This window comes from Trinickia soli (genome assembly GCF_002879855.1).
Classification (GTDB): domain Bacteria; phylum Pseudomonadota; class Gammaproteobacteria; order Burkholderiales; family Burkholderiaceae; genus Trinickia; species Trinickia soli.
Map to the genome: position 1 here is coordinate 370,450 of NZ_PNYB01000002.1, position 24,387 is coordinate 394,836.

Consider the following 24,387-nt stretch of genomic DNA (forward strand, 5'->3'; position numbering starts at 1 on the left):
GTTTCGAGATATTTCAACGGACGATATAGAGGCGCGTCGGCACACAGAAATTGGCATTTTTTATGAGTTGGATCAGCACGCGGACGAAACTCGCGCCTATTATTGGCATAGATGTCGAGCGCAGCGCGACACGACTCGCGCCCCCTCCTCGGCATGACTGCATACGAGCAGCGTCGAGCACGCGAGTGAAGCGGTAGCCTGTCGTGAAGAGGCCGATTTCGTATGCTATAAAAGATCGAACGTGCGGCGCGCGAGAGCCGGGAGTGGTCGCATGAGGACGCTGTGTTTCTTGCAATTCTTTTTCAGGCGAATGTTTATGTCCTTCCCGAGAAAGCGTAGGCGCGCAAGCGCGGACAGCAAGGAGTCTTTCCTCGCTGTGCTGCGCCAGTTCAAACCGTTCGTGCAACTCGATACCAAGATCGCGCGCGCACGTTCGCAAGACGAGCCTGTGCTGTACGAACACGTTCTGCCGGGGCTCGACGTCCTCTTATGCACCGTACGGGGCGCACAGCCGCCGTATCCGGATGTCGACGAATTGCGCCGGCGCTGCATCGAGTCGATTGCGAATGCGCTCGAGCAGCCGCTCGAGGGGCTCGAAAACGGGGGCTACTGGTACGAGACGAATGGTTTCGGCTTTCTGGTGTTCGCCAGCCGGGCACGGACGAAGATCCTGCCCGAATTCGGTGCAAGCGGCGCGGTGAGCGGAGGCACGCGGCGGCAGAACGCCGGCGACGCCGCCCCGCGTTCGTTCCGTTGATTGACATTTACGCGTCGATTACACGAGAGGCAAACGCGCGCGCCGGTCTCCCTATCGCGTTGCGGTCACGCCGTCGCGTCGCGGCCGCACGATATCGATAAACGCAGCCAGATCGGCTTGACCCAGCCCCATCGCCGCACCCAGTCTCAACACCTGCTGCACGGCGCCCACCACCGGCATGACGGCGCCTGTCGCTTGTGCGGCGTCGCCAACTGTGTCGATGTCTTTCTGGAAGGTTTTTAGAGAACCGATCGGTTCGTGTCCGGCTTCGGTCATGCGCGGCACGAAAGTGCGCAGCAGAACGGAATCGGCCCAACCTCCCGCGAGCGCCTCGGGCAGCCGCGCCGCATCGATCCCTGCTGCCTGTGCAAGTCCCACCGCTTCGGCGATCCCCGCGATCGTCGCACAGACGATCGCCTGATTGCACAACTTCGTCATTTGTCCGGCGCCTACGTCCCCCATATGCGTCACGCGCGCCGCATAAGCGCGGATGACGGGTTCCAGCGCCGCGACATCGGCAGCGCGGCCGCCCGCCATGACGGCGAGCGTTCCCGCTTGCGCGCCCGGAACGCCACCCGAGACAGGTGCATCGATCCAGCCGACACCGAGTTCGGCGGCGCGTGCGGCGAATTCGCGCGTCGCTGCCGGCGCGATGCTCGAATGATCGACAATCCAACGCACGCTTCCCGCACCCGCATCAGCCGTGTCCGCGCCGAGCAATCCGCCCAAGCCGTAGACGACCTCATCGACCGCGTGCGTGTCGGATACGCACAAAAAAACGGCTTGCGCGTGCGCTGCCAAAGCACGCGGCGTATCGACGACACGCGCCCCCTCGGCAACCAATGCTTGCGCCTTGGCGCGCGTACGGTTCCAGACCCATACGTGATGGCCCGCCTGCAGCAAGTGCCGAATCATCGGCGCGCCCATCAAGCCAGGCCCGCAAAATCCGAGTTCCATCGCTCATACTCCCTTTCGTCGAAAGCCACCCATACTGCCTCACGCCCGCGAGGCCTGCGGGCATGCACGCGCGTCGTTGCCTATACTGGTTTTTCCATTGTCGACGAAAAGCGGAGAAGACTGATGAACGATCATGTCTATAAGTACATTGAGCTGACGGGTTCATCGACCAAATCGAGCGACGACGCGGTTCGATGCGCGATCGAGCGGGCTTCGAAGACGCTGCGCAACCTGCATTGGTTTGAGGTGACGGAGACGCGCGGCCACATCGAAAACGGGAACGTCGCGCACTGGCAAGTGACGCTGAAGGTGGGCATGCGCCTCGACGACTAGCGCCATGTATGTGGAATGGGCGACGCCCGTTGCGGCGCCGCCCCATTCGTCCGCGCATTGGCACGCGCGAACGATCACTTCGGCAGCGAACCGTCGACGCCTTCGACGTACCAGTTCAGCCGTTGCAGTTCGGCGTCGCCCAGCGTCTTGCCGGCCGGCACCTTGACAGCACCCGATTGGTCTTTGATCGGGCCCGTGAACACATCGCGCTTGCCGCTCGCGATGTCGTCATGCGCCGCCCTCTCGCTGGCGCGCGCGTCTTGCGGCACGGCCGGGTTCAGGTCTTCCAGATCGACGGCTTGCTGAGGCAGCCCCCACCATACGGGATCGTTCTTCCATTTGCCGTCGAGCACCTGCTGGATCGCGGCCATGTAGTAGACGCCCCAGTGCGCCACCACCGAACCGAGCGCCGCATCAGGTCCGAACTTCTTCATGTCCGAGTCCCAGCCGAATGCATGGACCTTTTTTTCCTGAGCCGTCGCGAGCGTCGCACTCGAATCCGTGTTCTGCAGCAGCACATCGGCGCCTTGGCTGATCAGCGTCTCGGCGGCTTGTTTCTCCTTGCCCGGATCGAACCAGCTGTTGATCCAGATCACCTTCGTATGGACCTTCGGATTGACCGAGCGGGCGCCCAACGTATAGGCGTTGATGTTGCGCACGACCTCGGGAATCGGCACCGATGCCACGAAGCCGAGCGTGTTCGTCTTCGTCATCTTGCCCGCGACGATCCCGGCCAGATAGGCGCCCTGATACATGCGCACGTCATAGGTACCGAAATTCTTCGCTTTCTTGTAACCCGTGGCATGCAGGAACACCGTATCCGGGAAGTCCTTGGCGACCTTCAACTCGAAATCCTGATAGCCGAAGCTCGAACCGAAGATGATCTTGTTGCCCTTGCTCGCGAGGTCGCGGAACACACGTTCCGAATCGGCCGATTCGGGTACGTTCTCGACGCGAGTGATCTTGATCTTGTTGCCGAACCTGGCCTCGGCCTGCTTGGAGCCTTGATCGTGCGCGTAGGTCCAGCCTGCGTCGCCCGGGTTGCCCAGATAGACGAAGGCGACGCCGGGGCCGTCGGCCGCCCGCGCCGCAGGCGCCGCCATGGCGCCCAGCGCAAGCGCTGCGCCGGCAGCGAGCAGAGTCAACGTTTTTCTTGTCATTGAACATCTCCAGTGGTGTGGGGGAATCGGTCGGTTCAGCCGTGGCGCTCAACTTGTGGCGAAAAACGACTTGCCAAGCGAAGCAGGCGCATTGAGTTTGATCGTGTTGGGGTTGCGTGAAATGACCGCCAGCACGACGATCGTCGCCAGATACGGCAGCATGGCAAGCACCTGGGTCGGCACCGGCACGCCGACTGCCTGCGCGTAGAACTGCAAACCCGTGACCGCGCCGAACAGCAGCGCGCCAAGCAGCAGACGCCATGGCCGCCATGTCGCAAACACGACTAACGCGAGCGCAATCCAGCCGCGCCCCGACGTCAGTTGTTCTTGCCAAAGATGCAAATAGACGATCGAGTAGTAACCGCCCGCGAGCCCGGCCATGCCACCGCCGAACAGCGTTGCGCCGTAGCGCACGCCGATCACCGGAAAGCCGACCGAATGCGCGACGGCCGGCGATTCGCCCACCGAGCGCAACACGAGACCTGCCCGAGTGCGGTAAAGAAACCAGGCGACGAGCGCGAAGGATGCAAACGCCATATAGCCGAGCGGCGTCAGCGAGAAGATGGCCGGCCCAAGCACGGGAATCTTCGAAAGCCCCGGTACCGGCAAGACATCGATCGTCGCGCTGACCGAGGCCGACGTATAAGGCCTGCCCACATAAGCGGAGAGGCCGATGCCGAAGATCGTCAGCGAAAGCCCGGTCGCGACCTGATTGGCCAGCATGGTCAGCGTGAGAAAGCCGAACAACAGCGCCATCGCGACGCCCGCCCCGATGGACGCCGCCACGCCGATCCAGGGATGCCCGGTCACGGCAGTCACGGCGTAACCGGTCACGGCGCCCATCAGCATCATGCCTTCCACGCCGAGGTTAAGCACACCCGATTTTTCAGTGACGAGTTCGCCGATTCCCGCGAACATCAGCGGTATGGCGGCAATGACAGCACTCGATGCCAGCGTGCCGGCTTGTTGAATATCCATGATCCATTCGATTCCGATTGGCAAAGTCACCCGGTTGCGAGGCGCGTGTTCGCGCGCATCGCGTGCTCATCCATGCATGACGCGCGATACGTGGCGCAGACGGTAATTGACGAATAAATCCGCCCCGAGCAGACAGAACAGCAACAACCCCTGGAAGACGCCCGACAACGCCTGCGGCAACTGCATCGACGTTTGTACCGCTTCGCCGCCGAGATAAAGCAGCGCCATCAGCAGGCTGGCGAGGACGATGCCCACCGGATGCAGCCGGCCCACGAAGACGACGATGATTGCGGTGAAGCCATAGCCGGGGGACCAGGTGGCCTGCAGTTGCCCGATGGGACCGGCGATTTCGCCCATCCCCGCCAAGCCTGCGAGCGCGCCGCTGATCAGCAGCGAAGTCCACACGGTACGCGTATCGGAGAAGCCCGCATAGCGCGCGGCGAGCGGAGCAAGTCCGCCCACGTTCATGCGGAAACCGGCGAAGCTCTTGCGCATGAAAAGCCATGCCAACGGCACGGCGGCCAGCGTGATGAATATCGAGGCATTGAGGCGTGTCCCGCGCAGCCAGTGCCACCCCCAATCGCCGCCGAAGGTCGGGTACAGTGCATCGCCCGAAAACATCTCGGAGATCGGGAAGTTCATTCCCTGCGGATCGCGCCAGGGCCCGCTTACGAGGTAGATCAGCAGCTGGGTAGCCACGTAGGTCAGCATGAGGCTCGTCAGGATCTCGTTGGTGTTCAGGCGTGTCTTCAAAAACGCCGGGATCGCCGCCCATAGCATGCCGCCGATCATGCCCGCGGCCATCATGAGGAACAAGATCCAGGCGCCGCTCGCCTGGTCGAAATGAATCGCGACACCGCTCGCCGCAATCCCGCCGGCCAGCATCTGCCCTTCGGCGCCGATGTTCCAGACGTTGGCGCGATAGCCAATCGCGAGACCGAGAGCGATCAGGCACAGCGGCGACGCTTTGAGCAGCAGCTCGGACCAACCGTTCGCGTCGGCAAGCGGGTCGAGGAAAAAAGCCCGCATCGCCTGCGCCGGGTCGCGCCCGACGATGCTGAAAATCAAGAAGCCGATCAAGAGCGTCAACACCGCCGCAATCACCGGTACGGCTAACTGCATGGATCGCGACGGCGTCGGGCGGGCTTCGATTCGATAGGGAAAATACATGGTCTCTGCAATCGTCGATTATTCGAATGTCAACGTCGGGCTGGCCGCTTCGGCGCCGATCGTGCCTGCCTGATCCGCAGCGCGCGAAGTCGAGGCTGCGTTACGCATGGATAGCCTGTTGCGCGGGCGGCGTGGCGCCGCGATCGCCGAACAGGCCCGCCATCCAGAGGCCGATTTCTTCCGCGTTCGTCTCGCCCGTTTTGCGCGCCGGCGACAAACGCCCGCGCGCAAGGACCGCGATTCGATCGCAAATGTCGAAGAGCTCGTCCAGTTCTTCCGAAATCACGAGCACGGCGACGCCGCTGGCGGACAAGTCGAGCAACTGCTGTCGAATGAATGCGGATGCGCCGACGTCGACGCCCCAGGTGGGCTGCGCGACGACAAGCACCTTGGGCGCCTGCAGCAACTCGCGTCCCACGATGTACTTCTGCAAATTGCCGCCCGAGAGCGACTGCGCCAGTGCGTCGGGCCCGCCGCAGCGCACGTCGAACGCCTCGATGCAGTGCGTCGCGAAGGCACGCATCGCCCGCGTTGCGATCCAGCCGTGGCGCACCATGCCGCTCTGGCGATGGGCCGTCAGCAACCCGTTTTCGGCCAACGACATGGCAGGCACGGCGCCGCGTCCAAGCCGCTCCTCGGGGACGAACGCAAAGCCGAGCCGACGGCGTGCGCCCGCGGAAAGCCGCGCGGCGCCTTTGCCGCAAATCGTCACGGCGTCGGCTGCGACCGGCGCGCGCCGCTCGCCCGACAGCGCCGCAAGCAGTTCGGCTTGGCCGTTGCCCGACACGCCCGCGATTCCGAAGATCTCGCCCGCATGGACGTCGAACGTCACGCTTTCGAGCGAGGTGCCGAACGGGTCGTCGCTCGCGACGGACAGCTCTTTGACGCGCAGCAGCGCCTCTCCCGGCGAGTGTGCCCGGCGCGTGTAAGCGGGTAGCGCATGGCCGACCATCAACTGCGCGAGCGAAGCATGCGTCTCCTCACGCGGCTTGACCTGGCCCGTCACACGCCCGCCGCGCATGACCGTGGCCGTATCGCAAAGCTCTTGAATTTCGTCGAGCTTATGGCTGATATAGAGCACGCTGCAGCCTTGCTGCGCCAGTTGCTTGAGCGTATCGAACAGCTTGCGGACGGCTTGCGGCGTCAGCACCGAAGTCGGTTCGTCCATGATCAGCAACCGCGGTTGCTGCAGCAGGCAGCGCACGATCTCGACGCGCTGCCGCTCGCCGACGGTCAGGCTGTGTACATGCCGCTGAGGATCGATGTCGAGCCCGTATTGCGCCGACACCTCCCGAATGCGCTTGCCGAGCGCGGCCAGGTCGAACGGCTCGTCGAGCGCCAGCGCAATGTTTTCGCCGACGGTCAACGTCTCGAACAGTGAAAAATGCTGAAAGACCATGCCGATGCCGAGCTTGCGCGCCTGCGCAGGGCTTGAGATGTCGACGGGTTCGCCTTCCCATCGGATCTCTCCGGCATCGGGCCGCACGGAGCCGTAGATGATCTTCATCAGCGTGCTCTTGCCGGCGCCGTTCTCGCCGAGAATCGCGTGGATCTCGCCCGGCGCGACGACCAGATGGACGTCGTCATTGGCTCGCACCGACGGATACTGTTTGCAGATGCCTGCCAGCGCCAGCCGCGGCACCGCGTTGACCGCCGCGCCCCCCGCACCGCCCAAATTTGGTTGATCGCTCATGAAATCCGTCGCCGAACGTTCCTGTTCTATGCCCATTGCTTCCACGCGACGTGCTGTGCGCGTCGCGCTCCCCGTCCTACGGTTGCCCGGCCGTGTCGGCCATCGCACCTCGCTCGCCGGCCCCCATTGCGCGCAGTCGACCCGGCCGGCCGCGCAAGCCACCGCGGCGCCGTGGGCCCGACGATACCCAAATCGGGGCCGAGCGTCGAGCCGACAATATCGTGCCGATGCTCGGTTTGGCCAAAGTGCCACACGGGTATATGCGGCCTTGACGCCCATCGACACTCATATTAAAAATCACATACCCCTACCCCGACTCTATCAGCCGCAACATATACTGGAGTAATCATGAGTCAGCAACGCGAGGCGATCGACACGTATCTTTTGCGCGTCTTGCACACCCTCTTGATGGAGCGCAGCGTCACGCGCGCGGCCGTCAAGCTCAATCAATCGCAGCCCGCCATCAGCGCGGCGTTGCGACGCCTGCGCGACATCACGGGCGACCCACTGCTCGTGCGCGGCAAATCGGGCATGGTCCCCACCGAGTACGGTCTGCGCCTGCTCGAACCGGTCCAGAACGCACTGCGCGAGATCGAGAGAATCCGCTTTCAGCAACATAACTTCGATCCCGCCACGTCGATCCGCTGCTATCGCATCGGCTGTCCCGACTATCTGAACGTCTTGTTCGTGCCCACGGTCGTCGAACGCTTCCGCCAAGCCGCGCCCAACGCTCAACTCGAGTTTCATTCGCTGGGTCCCTCGTTCGACTACGAGTTGGCGCTCGAAGACGGCAAGCTCGATGTCGTCGTCGGCAACTGGCCCGAACCGCCCGAGCAGCTGCATCTGTCGAACCTGTTCGTCGATGAGATCGTCTGCCTCATGAGCAACGCGCACCCGTTCGCCAAACGCGGCACGATCACGCTCGACCAGTACCTGAACGCCCCGCATCTCGCGCCGTCCCCCTACTCGGTCGGGCAGCGCGGCGCGATCGACGTTCATCTGGCCCGCGAGCGGCTCAAGCGCCATGTCGTCGTTACGCTGCCCTACTTCAATCTCGCACCGTACGTGCTCGTCAAATCCGACCTGATTTTTACGACGACGCGACTATTCGCCGATCACTACGCGAAGTTCCTGCCGCTGACCGTGCTACCCGCCCCGCTCGACTTCCCGCCCATGCAGTACTACCAGCTCTGGCATGAGCGCTGCCACTATTCCGACGAGGTACGGTGGCTGCGCAGCCTCGTCGCCGACGCGACGCGCACGCTCGTCGATCGCCCTTGATCCCGTGACCCGCGCGCCGGGCGCGGCTTACGGCCTGCTTCCGGCCTATCGTGCAGTCGCAGCGCCGCTCGCGCTCCCGGGCCACCTTGCCCACCTACGCGGTGCGCGCGGCCTCGCCCAGCGAGCGTGCCAGCCGGTTGTGGCGCTCGAGCAGCGGCGGCAGTTCGAGCGTCGTCAAACGCCCTTCCCGTACGACAACCTTGCCGTTGATCACATTCAGCGACACCTGCGACGGTGCGCAGAACACGAGCGCCGCAACCGGATCGTGCAGCGCTCCGGCGAAACCGGGCTGACGCAGATCGAAAGCGACGAAGTCGGCGGCCATCCCCGGCGCAAGCGCACCGATGTCGTCGCGCCCGAGCACCGCCGCTCCGCCGAGCGTGGCGATTTCGAGCGCGTCGCGCGCGCTCATCGCATCAGGCCCGAACCCCACGCGCTGCAGCAGCAATGCCTGCCGCGCTTCACCGATCAGCTGTGCGCCGTCGTTCGAAGCCGACCCGTCGACGCCCAGCCCCACCGGAACGCCCGCGTCGCGCATACGGCGGATCGGTGCGATGCCCGATGCGAGGCGCATGTTCGAACAGGGACAGTGTGCAACGCCAGTACGCGTCCGCGCGAATAGTGCGATGCCTGGCGCATCGAGTTGGACACAGTGCGCATGCCAGACGTCGGCACCGACCCAGCCCAGATCTTCCGCATATTCGGCTGGCGTCATGCCGAACCGCTCGCGGCTGTAAGCCACGTCGTTGACGTTCTCGGCCAGATGCGTGTGCATCGACACCCCGTAGCGGCGCGCGAGAGCCGCCGACTCGCGCATCAAATCGCGACTGACGGAGAACGGCGAGCACGGCGCCACGACCACCCGCAACATCGCGTAGCGCCCTTCGTCGTGATAGGCCTCGATCAAACGCTGAGTGTCTTCCAAAATATCGGCTTCGCGCTCGACGAGCGAATCGGGCGGCAGCCCCCCGTCCTTCTGACCGACGCTCATACTGCCGCGGCTTGCATGAAACCGCATGCCGATGCGGGCGGCGGCGGCGATGCTGTCGTCGAGCCGGCTCCCGTTCGGGTACAGATAGAGGTGATCGCTCGACGTCGTGCAGCCCGACAGCAACAGCTCCGCCATCGCCGTGAGCGTCGATACTTCGATCATCTCGGGCGTAAGATTCGCCCAAACCTTGTAAAGGCTCGTCAGCCAACCGAAGAGTTCGGCGTTTTGCGCGGCCGGCACGGCCCGTGTCAGGCTCTGGTACATGTGATGGTGCGTGTTCACGAGCCCGGGCATGACGATGTGCCCGCGCAGGTCGAGCACTTCGTCAGCCGCAGTGGGAAGCTCATGCGTCGCCCCCACCGCCACAATGCGATTGCCCTCGATAAACAATCCTGCGTCACGCAGTTCGCGGCGCGAACCGTCCATGGTGACGACTACGTCGGCGTGCTTGACGAGCATCGTCTTCGGGCGCGATACGCTCGTTGCCTGCGCGGCGTGTGCGGTGGTCATTCGATTCTTCCCTGTTGGACTGTTAGAACCTGGCATAACGATCGGGAGCCAAAATAGCGCTGGCAATGTACATCCGCGGCATACCCGCCTTCACGAATCCGATATAGTGCTTCGCTTCGGGCATCCGGGCATGGCTGGGCGTCTTGCCAGCCTTATGCGGCCGCTCTTATCTTTCCTATCTCGTGTGCGCCGGCGGCCTCGCACTTCTTAGAATGTCGATACGGCGCTCGCATCAAATCGCCGACGGGTATGTAGCCACTTGATGTGGAGCCTCGATCCGCCGCTTGCGTATAGGATCGAGTCGCCTTCCACACTTTTCGCATTCATCAAAAGGAAAACTGCGAATGGGCAAGCTGACTACCCACGTTCTGGACACGGCGCACGGCCGCCCCGGCGCCGGTATCGCGATCGAACTTTACAAACTCGACGGCGACGCGCGGCAGCCGCTCAAGCGCACCGTCACGAATGACGATGGCCGTTGCGACGAACCGCTTCTCGAAGGCGACGCATTGCAGGCGGGCGAATATGAACTCGTGTTCCACGCGGGCGACTATTTCGCCGCAGCCGGCGTCCGTGTGCCCGAGCCGCGCTTCGTCGATCACGTTGTCCTGCGCTTCGGCATCGCCGATGTCGCCGCACACTATCACGTGCCGCTCCTCGTCTCGCCGTGGGCGTACAGCACCTATCGCGGCAGCTGATTCCCACATCAACGAATATCAGGAGCAGGAGGCGCTACATGGAAGGTTTTATCACCGATTGGCTGAATCTCGCCATTCGCTGGCTGCACGTCATCGTCGCGATCGCATGGATCGGCGAATCGTTTTATTTCGTGGCACTCGACAATAGCTTGAAAAAGCCGAAGGATCCCGCGCTCGTGGAGCGCGGCGTTTTCGGGGAGCTGTGGCACGTGCATGGCGGCGGCTTTTACAACATGCAAAAGTACATGGTCGCGCCGGCGCAAATGCCGGACGATCTGCACTGGTCCAAGTGGCCCTCGTACACGACCTGGATGTCGGGTTTCGGCTTGTTTACGGTGCTCTACCTGTGCTCGCCCGAAACCTATCTCATCGACACGAATGTGCTGGACATGGGTCCCGTCGTCGCAATCGCGGCGGCACTCGGCTTTCTGGCTGCCGGTTGGATCGTCTACGACACGCTGTGTCGCCTTCTCGGCAATAACGACCGCCTGCTGGGCATCATCGTCGGCCTCTATGTCGTGATCGCAGCCTGGCTCGCTTGTCACATTTTTGCCGGTCGCGCCGCTTACCTCATTGTGGGCGCGATGCTGGCAACGATCATGTCGGCCAATGTGTTCTTCGTCATCATCCCGGGGCAGCGCAAGATGGTGGACGCGATGCTCAAGGGCGACGCGCCGAATCCAATCTACGGCAAACGCGGCAAGCAACGCTCGGTGCATAACACCTACTTCACGCTGCCGGTCGTGTTTGCGATGCTCTCGAATCACTACGCGATGACGTACACGCATCCGTACAATTGGGCCGTGCTGGTCGTCATCATGCTGGCCGGGGCGCTGATCCGGCAGTTTTTCGTCATGCGCCACCGCGGGCAGGTGCTCTGGTATCTCCCGGTCGGCGGCGTCGCTCTTCTGGCCGCGGCGTTGGCCGTCACGCTACCCAAGCCGACCACGCCTCAGGCCCAAGCAGCCAATGCTCCGGCCGTCAAGCTGGCAGACATCCAACCGATCTTGCAGCAGCGGTGCGTCGCTTGCCATTCGGCGCATCCGACAATGATGGGCAGCGCCCCTGCCGGCGTGCTTTTCGATACGTCTGACGAAATTTCGAAGAACGCCGCGCGTCTCTATCAGCAAGCCGTCGTGCTCAAGGCCATGCCGCTCGGCAACGTCACCCATATGACGAGCGAGGAGCGCGAAAAAGTGGCGCTTTGGTTCAACAACACGCACACGCAGCAGTAAACTTCGGCTGCCGACACGCTGCGGACGACCGGCGCATGGCTCCGTCAGACGGGGCCGCGCCGGGCGTGTCGGGCAAAACAAAGCCCCTTGGACCAACAGCGGGCCGAAGGGGCTGAAACGGGTCAAACCGGTAGAGCCGCAAGGGCTTACGTCGCGCTACCTGCTCCCATTCATTTCAAGATAGCGACGCCCGCCAATAAGGCGGCCGTCGCTATCGCGAAGATTGAGACGCTTGCGCTCAAACGCAGCGCAAAGCGATCGACACTTTCTGGGGATGCCCCGACGAGATCAAGTAGCCTGTTCATCTTTCCTCCTACAAGGTGCCCAAGTCTAACACATTCCCTTCAATCAGCTTACGATCATATGTAAAGCTCCAAACAGCAAGGCCGCACCTGCGGTCAACCACAGTGACGCGCTGACTGTCGCATTCTCAGGAAGAGGGCTACCCGTCGATCGAGGCCATGTGATCGCGCTCCCCGTCCGTCGGGAGCATGCAAACGAACGGTCGTCGTGCTGTTTGAGCGTGACGAGCATGACCAGCATCGAACAAGCGAAAGCGATCATCAGAAAAGCAACGATGGCCAACTCGAGCAGCGCAGCCGGCCCCGCTTCCCGCTCGAGCGCAGTCGTACTTTCATAGACCGCCGCGGCGGAAACAGCGATGGCAGACCATAGGAGTTGGCCGCCCTTGATCGACTCGTAGATCAAAAGCCGCGCCAAGGCTTTTCCATGAGTGACGGCGAACAAGCCGAGCATGATTATCGGCCCTACGATCGGCACGCCTATGTTGAGAAGCCACCAGAGAAATGCGTTCATCGGCCGGGCTCGCGAACGGTATGGATCGAGCGTCGGATCTTACCGCCGATCGGAGCCTGGAGATCGGCAGTGGGGCGAGCGTTAGCTGGTCGGCCGAGAAAATATGCACCGAAACCGGTTCGGCATGCGTCCGCGAGTGCGCGTCAGGCAGCTTGGGCGTCCAGTTCCTGGGTAGGCGACACGCGCGCGCCGGGCGCGGACAGCGCCGAGAACATCGAGCGGTCGTTGAAGCGGAAGAAGCAGACAAGTTGATCGCACCCGGCCAGCTTGAGCAATTGCGGCCCGGACAGATCCACGATGATGTCTGCCACATGTGTCGACAGCCCAAGGTGCTGCATGCCCTCGGCGCGGTCTGCGCGCAACAGGCGCTGCGCGAGCGAAAGGTACGACAAGTTGATCTCGCGGATCGATTCGAGCGTCTCGCTACCGTTCATGACTGTCTCCGCCTGGGGTGTCGTGTTTCGAATTGATGATTGACGGACCTGATTGCGCTCCCAGTCGAGGCTGGGAGGCTTCCGTCGCAAAAAGCCTTGACGAGTAGCAAACGTTTGCCGGATCGCGCTGCAGATATCAGCATCCGCCGCGTTGGTCGGCGACGCCGGCCGCAATCAGATTGCACGCGATCTCGCGCAGCAGATGCTGAGTGAGGGCGCCGGAGCCTCCGAGGCAAAGGCGTTGGAGCTCGAGGAGGTCTTGGGCGAAGCGGCTCATGGCGATCTCTCCGTGTTTCAAGGTTAGGAACGTCGGTGCCTTGAATGCGTCGCACGAAACGTTTTCCTGTGATGAAAGTATCGGCGAGTGCCGCGCGGAAACAAATCAGCCGCCGCTGAACCTCACGTAATACGTAGCAGCCCGCTTGTCAGCGTTTTCCTACGCCGGGGGTGCGCAAGTGCTGCGCACAAACGCAAAACCCAAAAAAAACAAGTAAAAACGCCCGCATTTTTCGCTTGCGGGCGTGCTATGGGGGATCAGGGGAGGACCGTTTAGCCGTGCGCAGCTAGCATTGCCTCGGCGGTCAGCCACAACGAACGGGGCAGCGTCTGCTCGTCGCAGTTATGCCCTTGTCCACCGCGGTCAACGACGATGAAATCACTGACTTCATCCAGCGCGATCAGCGGATGGTGCCAGACCCCTTTTGCATAATTCACCCCTTGCCATCCGCGCGTGACGAATGCGCGGACAGCTTGCGAGTCCAGCGTCCCGGCCGGCGCGACGACGACGAGATACGGCTTGTTCGTCATCGGCAAAAATGCCTGCGAACCGAGCGGATGACGTTCCAGCATCGTCACTTCGAACGGCAGCGCGCGGGGTTGGCCGCGGAACAGGCTGATGAGCGGCCGCCCGTCTTCGTCGGCCACGTCGACGCGAGCAAGATCGTGATAACGCAATGTCGTGCCGAGGTTGATCGGAATCTCGCGAGCGCCCTCGAGTTCGATGACATCGCCGAACGGCGCGAACGCCGACTTTGTCAGCGGTTCGATCGTCAACGCCGTGATGTGCTCGCCGCTCATTCGAGCACGCCCCATGCGCGCAAGCGCGAAACGCCGCCATCCGGAATGATGTTCAGCCGCAGGTGTGTGACAGGACCGATCGCCGCCAACTGCGCTTCGAAGAAATGCTGCTTGTCCATTTGCAGCTTCTGCTCGTCGAGCAGCGTCGGCCAGAACATCGCCTGGGTGACCAGCGAGCTATCCGTGCCGCCTTTCACGTACGCCGCCTGGATCGAACAGCGATCGGGATAGTTGCCTTTGAAGAAGGCGGTATCGACTTCGATCTTCTTGATCGTGCCGGGCCGCGCGAGTGCAATGATGGCCCAGTCGTTTCCCGGCTCGCGCCGGCGTCGCGTTTCCCAGCCGTCGCCCATGTTCACGCCGCGGCCTGGCATCAGGAGGTTGGAGGCTGCCCCGAAATGTTGATTGTTCGCGGCGACGATGTACGCGCCGTTTTCCATCGCCGCCAGGTCGACGCTCGCACTACGGCTGGCACCGGCCCAGTCGACTTGTGGCTGCCCATAGACCCGCAATCGCGCAACGCCGCCGTCGGGGTACAGATTCAGCCGAAGATGCGTGTAAGCCTGGGCATCGGCAATTTCGAGGTAATGATGGTGATTGCCCTGCAGCGTCGTCGAAGGCACGATTTCCGTCCAGACGGTCGAGGCGTCAGGCTGCGCGTCACCCGGCAGATTGGCAGCCTCGACCGATGCGGCCGGCGGAAAGTTGCCCGTGAAATGACTGGTGTCGATATCAAGCCCCTTCACGACGCCTGCGCGCGCCAGCTTCACGATGCACCAATCGTATCCGGTCGTGCGCTTGCGGCGCGTTTCCCAACCGTCCATCCATTTGCCGTGATCGTCGTATTTACCCGCAATGAAAACGGCAGGTTCGGGGTTCAGCATGCGCTCCTTCGGCGCGAAGAATTCATCGCTGGCCTCGATCGCCTGCGCACCCAGCCGCGGATCGGCCAGATTGACGTAGCGGCGTGTGAAGTCGGGAGCGTTGGGGTCGAGAATCGGGAGAGCCATCGTTGTCGTCCTTCGGTTTTGTCAATTCGTGGTGACTGCCAATCAAACGTCATATCGGCACATGAGCCGGCACTGCTTCATGCGGTCACAAGCTCGTCGATACGAAACCGCGCGATTCGGTAAATCTGCTCGAGACTCGCGCGCAGCTCTTGATCGCGTGTGTTGCCCACGCGGGCTTCAAAATTTGCGATGATGCCGGCGCGGTCGTACCCGCGCACGGCCAAAATGAACGGAAAGCCGAATTTCTCACGGTAGACGCTGTTCAAGCGCTGGAGCTTGTCGAACTGCTCTTGCGTACACTGGGCGAGGCCCGCGCCGCTTTGCTCGCGCGTCGACTCGGCCGTCAGTTCACCGCGCACCGCAGCCTTGCAGGCCAGCTCCGGGTGGGCGTTGATCAGCGCGAGCTGGCGCTCGTCTCCCGCGTTGGCGACGATATCGCGCATCGCGGCATAGAGCGCATCGACGCTCTCGTACGGCCGCCCCCGCGCAGCCTGGCCGGCCACCCACGGAGAATGCTCGAAGATGCCGGAGAGCGCGGCCTCGAATGCATCGGGCGGCATTGCGTTGAGTTGTTCCAGCGTGTAGTGCATCGGCTTCATGCGTGAGAGCGGTCGGTTGTGGGCTGATAAGAATGATGCGTACGCCAATGGCGTGCGATGTCGACACGGCGCGTCACCCAGACCCGGTCGTGCGTTTCGATATGGTCGAGAAACCGCTGCAGCGCGCGGAATCGCCCAGGCCGACCGAGCAACCGGCAATGCATTCCGATCGAAAGCATCTTCGGCGCTTCGTCGCCTTCCTCGTAGAGCACATCGAATGCGTCGCGCAGATAGGTGAAGAAATGATCGGCCGTGTTGAACCCCTGCGGCGTCGCGAAGCGCATGTCGTTGGTATCGAGCGTATAGGGTACGATCAACTGCGGTTGCGTCGCTCCGCCCGTCACTGCGACTTCTGTCCAAAACGGCAGATCGTCGCCGTAATAATCGGAGTCGTAAAGGAAGCCACCGTATTCGGCCACGAGCCGGCGTGTGTTGGGGCTATCGCGCCCCGTATACCAGCCGAGCGGTCGCGCGCCCGTCACGCGCTCGATCGCCTCCATACCGCGACGAATATGCTCTGCTTCAAGCTCCGGCGACATATCCTGGTAGTGGATCCAACGCCACCCGTGGCAGGCAATTTCATGCCCGAGCTCGACGAACGCGCGTGCAACTTCCGGATTGCGTTCGATCGCCATGCCGACGCCAAACACGGTCAGCGGTAGGCCTCGCCTCTCGAATTCACGCAGGATGCGCCACACGCCCGCACGCGAACCGTATTCGTAAATTGACTCCATGCTCATGTGTCGCGCCGGATAGGCTGCGGCACCGACGATCTCCGACAAAAACTGCTCGGAAGCGGCATCGCCGTGCAGCACGCAGTTCTCGCCGCCCTCTTCGTAATTGAGCACGAACTGGACGGCGACGCGCGCGCGTCCCGGCCAATCGGCCTGAACCGGGTGCCGGCCGTAGCCGATCAAATCGCGCGGATAGCGGGAGTTGGAAGTCATGGCAAAGACTTTAGGCAAGACGACGTTGAGTGACGATGCGGCGCCGCGGCAAGCTACCTGCTTGCCGCAGTGAGTCATTTCGGTCGAATCAGTGTATAGAAAACACCCGGCCGCGCCCATACGAGCGGGCCGATAACGGGGGTCACCGTCCGCGTATGGTTATCGTCGCTGGCGCCGTATGGCGCCCTTCTTCAGCGCAACGTGGGATGCCCGCTCACGGTCAACGAAAAACCATCGGCATTCGCTTGCAGCCGCGATTTCGCGCCAAACGGCAGCGTGACGAGGTCGGCACCGTGGCCGAAACGCAGGCCCGTTATGATCGGCAGCCTGGCGACGCGGGCGATCTGCTCGACCACCGCCGGCAGGTCAAAACCGTTGTCATAGGGAGAAAGCTTGCCGCCCGTGAAATCGCCGAGCACGATCGCGCGCTGACGCGCGAGGATGCCGGCGTGATGTAGCTGATAGAGCATCCGTTCGATTCGATACGGATGTTCGTTCACATCCTCGAGAAACAGAATACCGCCATCGATTTGCGGCATATAAGGTGTGCCGATCAGCGCGACGATCATGGCCAGATTGCCGCCCCAGAGAGTGCCGGTGAGGTCGATCTCATACGCTTGGGCAGCCGATTCGCGAACCGTGAATTCCGGCGACTCGAGCGCCTGCCAGAAGCGCTCGGTCGTAAAGGTGCTCACGACCTCAGCGCCGAAATTCGAGCTCAGCATCGGCCCGCCGAACGTAACGAGCCCCGCTCGCGCAAACAGCGCCAGTTGGATGGCCGTGAAATCGCTATGTCCGCAAATCGCGACGGGAGCGCCGACGAGCCGGCGTTCGAGCCCGACGTAATCGAGCGAGTCGAGGATACGGACGGCGCCATAGCCGCCGCGCAGTGCCAATACGATATCGGGCAGCTCGCGGGCGGGATCCGCCAGCCGATTCAGGTCATGCGCACGCTCGGCGTCCGTGCCGCCGAAGCGCAGATGCCGACGCTGCGCGACTTCCGCCGCCAACACCCGATGCCCCTGCGCGCGGAGCCGTTCCAATCCTCGCTCGGCTGCAGCCGGGTCAGGCGGATAGCCGGAAGGAGCGACAATTTCGATGGTGCGCGAATGTGTCATGGTCGATCGGGAGCAATGAAGGCATGCGCGGACGCGTCGTTCAGACCGGCTGCTTGGGAACGCAAGCCTGTGCGTGCGCCGCAGCGGCCGCGCGCTGCTCGCGGATCGTTCGCCGCCGATGCGCAAAAAACGCTCTTAGCGCATCGCCGCATTCGGTCTCGAGCACGCCGCCCGCGACGTGTGTATGGTGATTGAGCTGAGGATTGGCGAAGGCATCGACGACACTGCCGCACGCACCCGTCTTTGGATCGTGCGCCCCAAAGACGACACGTGCGATGCGGGCGTGCATGATAGCGCCCGCGCACATGAGGCACGGCTCGAGCGTCACATAAAGCTCGCAGCCGGGAAGCCGATAGTTTTGTAACGATTGAGCGGCGGCGCGCAACGCGGCCATTTCCGCATGCGCAGAAGGATCGTGCGCCCCGATCGGATGGTTGAAGCCCGTCGCGATCACCTCGTCTCCCCGCACGAGCACGGCACCGACAGGCACTTCGCCAGCCGCACGAGCCGACTCGGCCGCATCGATCGCTCGAGCCATATAACGACGATCACGCGCCAATAACGCCGCGGCGTCCTCGTCGACGTCGCTTACGCCGCCCGACTCGATCGCGCGTGTAGCAGGTCGCGTGAGGGGATCGATCAAGAAAGCCTCGCCTGCTGGGATTCGGCGGCTTCGCTTTCGCCGCCTTGCACGCGTTCCGACAGCCGTTCCGCGATGCGGCGGCAGTACTCGCGCGGGACCACTGTGGGGGCGCCGCGCAATGACTCGAGGGCCATGTCGAGCGCGAGCAGCTTCGCTTGCAGCCGACAGCGCGTCGCAGCGTCGCCCGCCGCGCTCAGTTCCTCTTGCAAATGCCTGAGCGAGCGCAATTGCTCGACAGCCGGGGGCACGAACCCCGCGTTCTTCAAAATGCGATTGGCGACCCGGACTTCCTCGGGCACGAGCAAGTCGTCGTCAAGTTCCTGTGGCGCCCCGGCGCCCGGCAAGTCCTCGAACTCCCCACGGGCGGCGGCAGCGGCAATGCGCTGTTCGACCAAGGCATCAAGCAATTTCATCTGCGATCCACTACATTGCGGCGAGCGCATTTTAGCAGGGAGTCGAGCCGGGTTTTCTGGAACATTCGCTCCAAGCCCGGCTGCGCCCCCCCGCCGCCGCTCGCAACGCAGTGAAATCGGCGGCAGGATCGGCGTGCGCACGACCAGCCGGAGACGCTCCGGCGGCCCGATGCACGCTCATTTACCGATTTTCGCGCGCAACTCGCGTGCGGTCTCCAGCAGACCTTCGTAGCCTGCCCGGCTGTGCTCGGGCAAATCGGGATCGCCGACGAGCGTGCCCAGCGTCTCAATCAAGCTGTACAAGATGCCCTTGGCAGCGCTTGCAGCAATATGGCCCGACGACAGCAGCGTGTCGACGTGATTGAGCGCGTCGTTCAGATGGTCGAGCTCGGGAGCCTTGGGTTCTTGATCGGGCCTGTTCGGATCGGGAGTCATGTTCAGCGTTCCTATCGGTTTCAGGTGGCGGCGGCCGCATCGCTCGCCTGCGGCGCCAGCCTCGTCCAACCCTTATATACCGGCCCGCCGCCATCGTCTACTGCCTGATCGGCCTTGGCGCACTGTCCATGCGTTGCGACCCTGCCTTTCACTCATCGATCCGGGCGCCAACCAGCGCGCCTTCGGTCCTGGCCTCGATCGCCCGCACGACGGCCGCCATATCAGCGTTGCCCAAGCCGAGTTCGAGCGCCTCGCGATACAACGCGTGGCAAACGTCGAGCAGCGGCGAGGCCAGGCCGGCCGCCCGCGCGGCAGCCGCGATGAGTCGATTGTTATCGAGGACGTTTTCGATACTCGCCTGTACGTCGAAATCCTCGTGCAGCAGCTTCGTGGCCTTGACTCTCGACACGTCGCTCGCCATGGGCCCTCCATCCAGGATGGCAACGAACCGGCCCAGATCCAAACCGTGCCGGCGCGCGAAATGCGTGGCTTCCGCAAGCCCCGTCACCATGGCGATCAAAAACAGGTTGACCGCGAGCTTCATCGTCAACGCACCCGGCACATCGCCACAGTATTCGCTTTGCCTGCACATCGTTGCAATCAGCGGGGCCACCCGGTCGACGGCCTCTCGCTCGCCGGCCAGCATCGCCACGAGTTGAGCTGCTTGAGCGGGCTTGCGCGATCCCGAGACGGGAGCTTCCACGTAGGAACCGCCGGCAGCGCGCACGGCTTGCTCGAGCCCCTTCGAATAGCCGGGTGAAGTCGTTCCCATATGGACGATCGTGCGGCCCCGCGCCCGTTGCCTGAAATTCGGTTCGCCGCGCGCAAGGACGAGGTCGGTAGCCTCGGCATTCGCCAGCATGAGCAAAATAATCTCGCAGCGGGAGAACACTTCCGCAGGGTCGTGCGCCACAGTCGCGCCCGCCCGCTCGAGCACGGATCGTTTGGCGAGCGAGCGATTCCACACCATCAGCGGCACGTCGGCCTTTCTCAGGTTCAACGCCATCGGCTCCCCCATTGCCCCCAAGCCGATGAACCCCACCGGGATTTGCATTTGCACCATCACATCGTCTCCATGTCGTCTGGTAATGCGTCGAACCACGCACACGTCCGCGTTGCGGGTGCGCGCCGGGCGTAGACGTGCGTGCGTTTTGGGCAATGCTATGACTTTGCTATTGTTTCGAAAATCGACTTGTCCTGAATCTTCACTTCTGAAAATCGAAAATGACGCACCCTCTGAACTTCGACATGGATGCGCTGCGAACGATGGTCGTGGGCGTAGAGCTCGGCGGCTTCTCACATGCCGCGGCGCGTCTGCACCGGTCGCCTTCGGCTATCAGCATGCAGTTGCGCAAACTCGAGTCGCAAGCGGGGCAGCGACTGTTCCAACGCAAAGGCCGCGGCCTGGTGCTCACCGAGGCCGGCGACGTCCTGCTTCAGTACGCACGCCGTGTGCTTGCGCTCAACGACGAACTTGGCGCCGCACTTGGCGCGGTCGATACGCGCTCGGCCGTGCGCCTGGGTATTGCACAGGACTTCGCGGATGTGATCTTGCAGGATTTGCTGAGCCGCTATGCGGTGGTACGACCGCGCGTGCAGGTGGAGATCAAGGCAGGCCGGAACTTCGAGTTCGCCGCCGATGTAGCGAGCGGCAAGCTCGACGTTGCCGTTGCGTTCGCCTTGCCCGGCAACGGCGGCGGTACGCGCATCGCAACCGTGCCCGCGGTGTGGCTCGGGTGCGAGGCGACGCTGCATCGGGCCGGCGCACCATCGACCGTCCCGCTGGCCGTATTCGATGGCCCGTGCTTGTTCCGGGACATGTCGATCGATTCGCTTTCGCGCGCCGGCGTCCCATGGCGCCTCTCGATGACGACACCCAGCCTGGCCAGCCTTTGGTGCGGAGTCCTCGCGGGGCTTGGTGTAACGGTGCGCACGGCGCTCGCGTTACCAGCGGGGCTGGCGGTTATGACCGGGGCGCCTCCGCTCGGCGCTGTCGACATCGTCCTGCATTGCGCCGCGCGGTGTGCGTCGGACGCTCGGGTGCTTGCGGACCTCTTGCGGGAAACCGTGTCCGCCCAGTGCGGGGCGCTGGAAATGCAGCGGCCATCCGCTCGTTGACCCGATGCGCCGCTGCGCCCCGACGGGCGGATGGGGCGGCAGCGCATCGACCTCGGCCCGCGCGTCAGCGCGCGGCGTGCGTGATCACGATCTTGCCGAAGTGTTGGCCGCCTTGCGCAAGGTAGGCATAGGCCTGCGGCGTCTCGTCGATCCCAAAGGTCTTATCGACGACGGGCATGATCCGGCTCGCCGCGACGGCACGCACGACATCGCGCAAATCCGCTACCGATCCGGTACTGACGCCCTGGACTCGCAACTCCTTCTTCATTATCGCGAACAGATCGGCCGATGCGGTCATGCCCGTTACGAAACCAATGACGAACACCGTGCCGCCGAGCGCCGCGGCGTTGATCGAGCGGCCGAACGTTTGCGTCCCCCCGGTTTCGACGACGAGGTCAGCGCCATTGCCTCCCGTCATCTCCAGCACGGCCTCGTCCCACGCCGGTGTACTCCGGTAGTTAATCGTGTAGTCGGCGCCGAGCGCCCTCGCCCGCTCGAGCTTTTCGTCGGACGATGAGGTAATGATCACCGTCGCTCCGGCCGCCTTTGCGAGCAGCAATGCGGTCACGCTGACGCCGCCCGTTCCGATCAACACGACGACCGAGCCAGGGCGGACATCCGCGAGCCGCAGGCCGCGCCAAGCTGTCGTCGCGGCAATAGGCAGCGTTGCAGCTGCTGCGTCGGTCAAATGAGCCGGGGTCCGCACCAGCGCCGTCGCAGGTAGAACGACATACTCGGCCAACGAGCCGGGCAGCACCACACCACGCGTCGCGCCACTGATTCCAGCGCGCGCCGGACCGCCCACCCAAAGAGGCTTCGAGTGCGGAATGACACGCTCGCCCACGTGAAATTCCGTCACGCCTGCGCCGAGCGCTGCTACCTCGCCTGCGCCGTCGGCGACCGGGATCACCGGAAAGCGCGGCACCGGATACCGGCCGGTGGCGGCAGCAAGGTCCACGAAGTTGAGACTGGCGGCCCGCATCCGCACGAGCACCTCGCCGGGACCCGGCTGCGGTTCCGGCAACGTCACCGCACGTAACGAGTCGAGGGACGGCCCGGTGAGTTCGATTGCTTGCATGGTTTTGCCTCCTTTAAGTGTTGAACGATTGGAGACAGGTTACCGATGCATCAAATTGGGATAAAGTGGGCGAATCGCACGACACTCATGCACCCCATGCAGCAATGGCCTGACACAAATCATGTCGCCGAGATCGCCGCGTTCGCGGCCGTCGCCGAAGAGGGCTCGTTCACGAAAGCCGCGTCGATACTTGACCGCGACGCGACGGTGCTGTCGCGCCGCGTGCAATCGCTCGAACGGCGGCTGGGCGTCCGTCTACTTGCGCGCACTACGCGGCATGTTGCATTGACTGAAGCCGGCGCCATTTTTCTGGCGCGAGCGCAGGCGATCGTCGCGGCGCTGAACGACGCGCAAGAGGAGGCCTCCGCGCACGGCGGCGGGGAAGCTCGCGGCACGCTGCGTCTTGCGTTGCCGGCCACGTTCGGACGGATGTGGATCGCGCCGTCGCTGCCGGAGTTCATGGCGGCCCACCCGCAAGTACGCATCGACGCCTCGTACGCCAATCAATTCGTCGACCTCGTGGCAGAGGGATTCGATGTCGCCGTGCGGCTCGGGGAACTGGCCGATTCCAGGCTCGTAGCGCGTCGCATCGCGCCGCGTCGGCGGTTGTTGTGCGCCGCCCCTTCGTTTCTGAAGTGCCATGGCGCGCCTGAGCGGCCAGAAGATTTGGCTCGGCTGCCGTGCCTCGCGTTCAGCGGACTCGCCGCGCATCCCAATTGGACGTTCGGGCATACGAATGGCGAGCGCGTGACGGTTCGCGCGGACGGACCGTTGGTGTCGGACGATGCCGAAGGGCTCGTCTACGCGGCCGTGCAAGGTTTCGGAATCATGTTGACGACAGACTGGCTCGTTGGGCGCGAACTCGCGGCCGGGACGCTCGTGCCGATCCTCGATCAATGGTTGCCCGAGGACGAAGGCGCGATTTATGCCGTTGTTCCAAGCAACCGCCTGATGCCTGCCAAAACGCGTGCGTTCATCGACTGGATCGCGCAGCGTTTTTCCCCCGTAGCGCCGTGGCGGACGGCATTGGGGTGCCAATAGCAATGGCCACGACATCGGTCGCGCTTTACTGGGCGGCGGCCCAACGCCGATATGCCAGAACGCGCCAGGGGCGTTCAGCGACGCAGAGGGCTAGCCGGCCCATGGATCGACAACGGCCAGCCCGCAATCGGAGAAGTCCTTGACGTTACGCGTTGCCAGCGTCGCCCCGCGCGAACGCGCAACCGCAGCGATCATCGCGTCGAACTGGCTGATCGGCCGCCCGGCCGCCTTGCGCGAAACGGCAATTTGCGCGTAGACCTCGGCCGCATCGCTATCGAAGCTCAACAGCCTGCCGGCGAAGTCCGCATTGAAAATGGCTTTGACCGCGGCCGATAACGCCTGCTTGCGCGAACCGTCAGCCAACAGTCCCACGCCGTACAAGATCTCGGCATGCGTAATGGTGGTGGTAAACAGCGCGGCGCGTCGTTGACCGCCAAACCATTCCATTACGCGCGGATCGGGGGCCGATCTCAGTGTTTCTGACAATACGTTGGTGTCAAGAACGATCATGCGCCGAAGTCCACCCGATTCGAGACCGGATCGCGAACCGGCAATTCCAAATCCACGCCACCAAGCGGCGCGATGCGGCAGCGGATGGACTCGATCAGATCTTGTCCACTGCCCTCTGCCTCCGTCGAAAGTGCGGCGCGCAGAATGTCCCGCGCCTCGTCCTCCATCGAACGCCCGTGCTGCGCCGCCTGAACGCGCAAGCGGGCCTTCAGTTGCTCGTCGATGTTGCGAATCGTCATACTTGCCATCTCCCGACCCTCCGTTAATCATTGATGGCATTTTAATCAATGATTGCAGAGTGGACAATATGGACGCGACCGGCGCGCCCTCGAACCCGACACAGGCAGCAGGACGCGCCCCCCAAAAGCCGGCGGCCCCGTGGCAC

At 63.3% G+C, this 24,387-nt stretch carries 28 protein-coding genes; 7 read left to right on the plus strand and 21 right to left on the minus strand.

Features of this window, described 5'->3' with window-relative positions; translation table 11 throughout:
- The first annotated feature begins 271 nt into the window (after nt 1–271).
- Nucleotides 272–757 (plus strand): hypothetical protein, encoded by a 486-nt coding sequence (locus C0Z19_RS03950; protein WP_102608468.1) that lies wholly within the window; start codon nt 272–274, stop codon nt 755–757.
- A 51-nt stretch (nt 758–808) separates the two neighbouring features.
- Here C0Z19_RS03950 and C0Z19_RS03955 read toward each other — a convergent pair whose 3' ends face one another.
- A complete protein-coding gene (locus C0Z19_RS03955) occupies nt 809–1,714 on the minus strand; it encodes an NAD(P)-dependent oxidoreductase (RefSeq protein WP_102608469.1) in 906 nt (301 codons plus the stop codon).
- A gap of 123 nt (nt 1,715–1,837) precedes the next feature.
- Between C0Z19_RS03955 and C0Z19_RS03960 the strand changes: the two genes are divergently transcribed.
- On the plus strand, nt 1,838–2,047 hold the full coding sequence (locus tag C0Z19_RS03960; protein WP_102608470.1) for a dodecin: 210 nt from the start codon (nt 1,838–1,840) through the stop codon (nt 2,045–2,047).
- A gap of 74 nt (nt 2,048–2,121) precedes the next feature.
- On the opposite strand, the gene C0Z19_RS03965 is transcribed toward C0Z19_RS03960, so the two are convergent.
- From C0Z19_RS03965 to C0Z19_RS03980, 4 genes are all read right to left on the minus strand, one after another.
- The gene (locus C0Z19_RS03965) at nt 2,122–3,207 is read right to left on the minus strand and encodes a BMP family ABC transporter substrate-binding protein (protein ID WP_102608471.1); all 1,086 of its coding nucleotides are present in this window, start codon (nt 3,205–3,207) and stop codon (nt 2,122–2,124) included.
- 48 nt (nt 3,208–3,255) lie between these two features.
- The gene (locus C0Z19_RS03970) at nt 3,256–4,185 is read right to left on the minus strand and encodes an ABC transporter permease (protein ID WP_102608472.1); all 930 of its coding nucleotides are present in this window, start codon (nt 4,183–4,185) and stop codon (nt 3,256–3,258) included.
- 66 nt (nt 4,186–4,251) lie between these two features.
- Nucleotides 4,252–5,355 carry an ABC transporter permease gene (locus C0Z19_RS03975; RefSeq protein WP_102608473.1) on the minus strand — a complete coding sequence of 368 codons (1,104 nt, stop codon included), beginning with the start codon at nt 5,353–5,355 and terminating at the stop codon, nt 4,252–4,254.
- 100 nt (nt 5,356–5,455) lie between these two features.
- Entirely contained in the window at nt 5,456–7,048 is a 1,593-nt protein-coding gene (locus C0Z19_RS03980) for an ABC transporter ATP-binding protein (RefSeq protein WP_102608540.1), read from the minus strand.
- Between the two features lie 348 nt (nt 7,049–7,396).
- On the opposite strand from C0Z19_RS03980, the gene C0Z19_RS03985 reads away from it, so the two are divergent.
- Nucleotides 7,397–8,329: a LysR substrate-binding domain-containing protein gene (locus tag C0Z19_RS03985; protein WP_102608474.1), complete on the plus strand. Its 933-nt coding sequence runs from the start codon at nt 7,397–7,399 to the stop codon at nt 8,327–8,329.
- A 94-nt stretch (nt 8,330–8,423) separates the two neighbouring features.
- On the opposite strand, the gene C0Z19_RS03990 is transcribed toward C0Z19_RS03985, so the two are convergent.
- Nucleotides 8,424–9,830 (minus strand): 8-oxoguanine deaminase, encoded by a 1,407-nt coding sequence (locus C0Z19_RS03990; protein ID WP_102608475.1) that lies wholly within the window; start codon nt 9,828–9,830, stop codon nt 8,424–8,426.
- 344 nt (nt 9,831–10,174) lie between these two features.
- Here C0Z19_RS03990 and uraH point away from each other — a divergent pair, with 344 nt between their 5' ends.
- Both uraH and C0Z19_RS04000 read left to right on the plus strand, forming a co-directional pair.
- The gene (uraH, locus tag C0Z19_RS03995) at nt 10,175–10,528 is read left to right on the plus strand and encodes a hydroxyisourate hydrolase (RefSeq protein WP_102608476.1); all 354 of its coding nucleotides are present in this window, start codon (nt 10,175–10,177) and stop codon (nt 10,526–10,528) included.
- A gap of 38 nt (nt 10,529–10,566) precedes the next feature.
- Nucleotides 10,567–11,763, plus strand: coding sequence for a urate hydroxylase PuuD (locus C0Z19_RS04000; RefSeq protein ID WP_102608477.1), 1,197 nt, complete (start codon nt 10,567–10,569; stop codon nt 11,761–11,763).
- Between the two features lie 348 nt (nt 11,764–12,111).
- Here C0Z19_RS04000 and C0Z19_RS04005 read toward each other — a convergent pair whose 3' ends face one another.
- From C0Z19_RS04005 to C0Z19_RS04060, 12 genes are all read right to left on the minus strand, one after another.
- Nucleotides 12,112–12,579: a hypothetical protein gene (locus tag C0Z19_RS04005; protein ID WP_102608478.1), complete on the minus strand. Its 468-nt coding sequence runs from the start codon at nt 12,577–12,579 to the stop codon at nt 12,112–12,114.
- Between the two features lie 143 nt (nt 12,580–12,722).
- Nucleotides 12,723–13,013, minus strand: coding sequence for a flagellar transcriptional regulator FlhD (gene flhD / locus C0Z19_RS04010; RefSeq protein ID WP_102608479.1), 291 nt, complete (start codon nt 13,011–13,013; stop codon nt 12,723–12,725).
- A 136-nt stretch (nt 13,014–13,149) separates the two neighbouring features.
- Nucleotides 13,150–13,290, minus strand: coding sequence for a hypothetical protein (locus tag C0Z19_RS04015; protein WP_102608480.1), 141 nt, complete (start codon nt 13,288–13,290; stop codon nt 13,150–13,152).
- Nucleotides 13,291–13,562: 272 nt separating this feature from the next.
- Nucleotides 13,563–14,075, minus strand: a complete 513-nt coding sequence (locus C0Z19_RS04020; protein ID WP_102608541.1) for an ureidoglycolate lyase — start codon at nt 14,073–14,075, stop codon at nt 13,563–13,565.
- Between the two features lie 11 nt (nt 14,076–14,086).
- The gene (gene alc / locus C0Z19_RS04025; protein WP_102608481.1) at nt 14,087–15,100 is read right to left on the minus strand and encodes an allantoicase; all 1,014 of its coding nucleotides are present in this window, start codon (nt 15,098–15,100) and stop codon (nt 14,087–14,089) included.
- A gap of 77 nt (nt 15,101–15,177) precedes the next feature.
- Complete coding sequence (uraD, locus tag C0Z19_RS04030) at nt 15,178–15,699, minus strand: 2-oxo-4-hydroxy-4-carboxy-5-ureidoimidazoline decarboxylase (RefSeq protein ID WP_102608482.1); 522 nt, start codon at nt 15,697–15,699, stop codon at nt 15,178–15,180.
- The gene (gene puuE, locus C0Z19_RS04035; protein ID WP_102608542.1) at nt 15,696–16,646 is read right to left on the minus strand and encodes an allantoinase PuuE; all 951 of its coding nucleotides are present in this window, start codon (nt 16,644–16,646) and stop codon (nt 15,696–15,698) included. Before puuE ends, uraD begins: the two co-directional genes overlap by 4 nt.
- 191 nt (nt 16,647–16,837) lie before the next feature.
- On the minus strand, nt 16,838–17,764 hold the full coding sequence (gene ldcA, locus C0Z19_RS04040) for a muramoyltetrapeptide carboxypeptidase (RefSeq protein ID WP_102608483.1): 927 nt from the start codon (nt 17,762–17,764) through the stop codon (nt 16,838–16,840).
- A 40-nt stretch (nt 17,765–17,804) separates the two neighbouring features.
- The gene (gene tadA, locus C0Z19_RS04045) at nt 17,805–18,371 is read right to left on the minus strand and encodes a tRNA adenosine(34) deaminase TadA (RefSeq protein ID WP_233195990.1); all 567 of its coding nucleotides are present in this window, start codon (nt 18,369–18,371) and stop codon (nt 17,805–17,807) included.
- Between the two features lie 32 nt (nt 18,372–18,403).
- Nucleotides 18,404–18,820 carry a DnaJ family domain-containing protein gene (locus C0Z19_RS04050; protein WP_102608485.1) on the minus strand — a complete coding sequence of 139 codons (417 nt, stop codon included), beginning with the start codon at nt 18,818–18,820 and terminating at the stop codon, nt 18,404–18,406.
- 177 nt (nt 18,821–18,997) lie between these two features.
- Nucleotides 18,998–19,255 (minus strand): hypothetical protein, encoded by a 258-nt coding sequence (locus C0Z19_RS04055; RefSeq protein ID WP_102608486.1) that lies wholly within the window; start codon nt 19,253–19,255, stop codon nt 18,998–19,000.
- 148 nt (nt 19,256–19,403) lie between these two features.
- Nucleotides 19,404–20,309: an NAD(P)-dependent oxidoreductase gene (locus C0Z19_RS04060; protein ID WP_199180750.1), complete on the minus strand. Its 906-nt coding sequence runs from the start codon at nt 20,307–20,309 to the stop codon at nt 19,404–19,406.
- A gap of 170 nt (nt 20,310–20,479) precedes the next feature.
- On the opposite strand from C0Z19_RS04060, the gene C0Z19_RS04065 reads away from it, so the two are divergent.
- On the plus strand, nt 20,480–21,373 hold the full coding sequence (locus tag C0Z19_RS04065; protein ID WP_102608487.1) for a LysR family transcriptional regulator: 894 nt from the start codon (nt 20,480–20,482) through the stop codon (nt 21,371–21,373).
- A gap of 64 nt (nt 21,374–21,437) precedes the next feature.
- On the opposite strand, the gene C0Z19_RS04070 is transcribed toward C0Z19_RS04065, so the two are convergent.
- The gene (locus tag C0Z19_RS04070) at nt 21,438–22,451 is read right to left on the minus strand and encodes a zinc-dependent alcohol dehydrogenase family protein (RefSeq protein ID WP_102608488.1); all 1,014 of its coding nucleotides are present in this window, start codon (nt 22,449–22,451) and stop codon (nt 21,438–21,440) included.
- Nucleotides 22,452–22,538: 87 nt separating this feature from the next.
- On the opposite strand from C0Z19_RS04070, the gene C0Z19_RS04075 reads away from it, so the two are divergent.
- Nucleotides 22,539–23,492, plus strand: a complete 954-nt coding sequence (locus C0Z19_RS04075; protein WP_199180749.1) for a LysR family transcriptional regulator — start codon at nt 22,539–22,541, stop codon at nt 23,490–23,492.
- 90 nt (nt 23,493–23,582) lie between these two features.
- On the opposite strand, the gene C0Z19_RS04080 is transcribed toward C0Z19_RS04075, so the two are convergent.
- Nucleotides 23,583–23,939 carry a type II toxin-antitoxin system VapC family toxin gene (locus C0Z19_RS04080; RefSeq protein WP_425330248.1) on the minus strand — a complete coding sequence of 119 codons (357 nt, stop codon included), beginning with the start codon at nt 23,937–23,939 and terminating at the stop codon, nt 23,583–23,585.
- A gap of 59 nt (nt 23,940–23,998) precedes the next feature.
- On the minus strand, nt 23,999–24,250 hold the full coding sequence (locus C0Z19_RS04085) for a FitA-like ribbon-helix-helix domain-containing protein (RefSeq protein ID WP_102608491.1): 252 nt from the start codon (nt 24,248–24,250) through the stop codon (nt 23,999–24,001).
- Nucleotides 24,251–24,387: the final 137 nt, after the last annotated feature.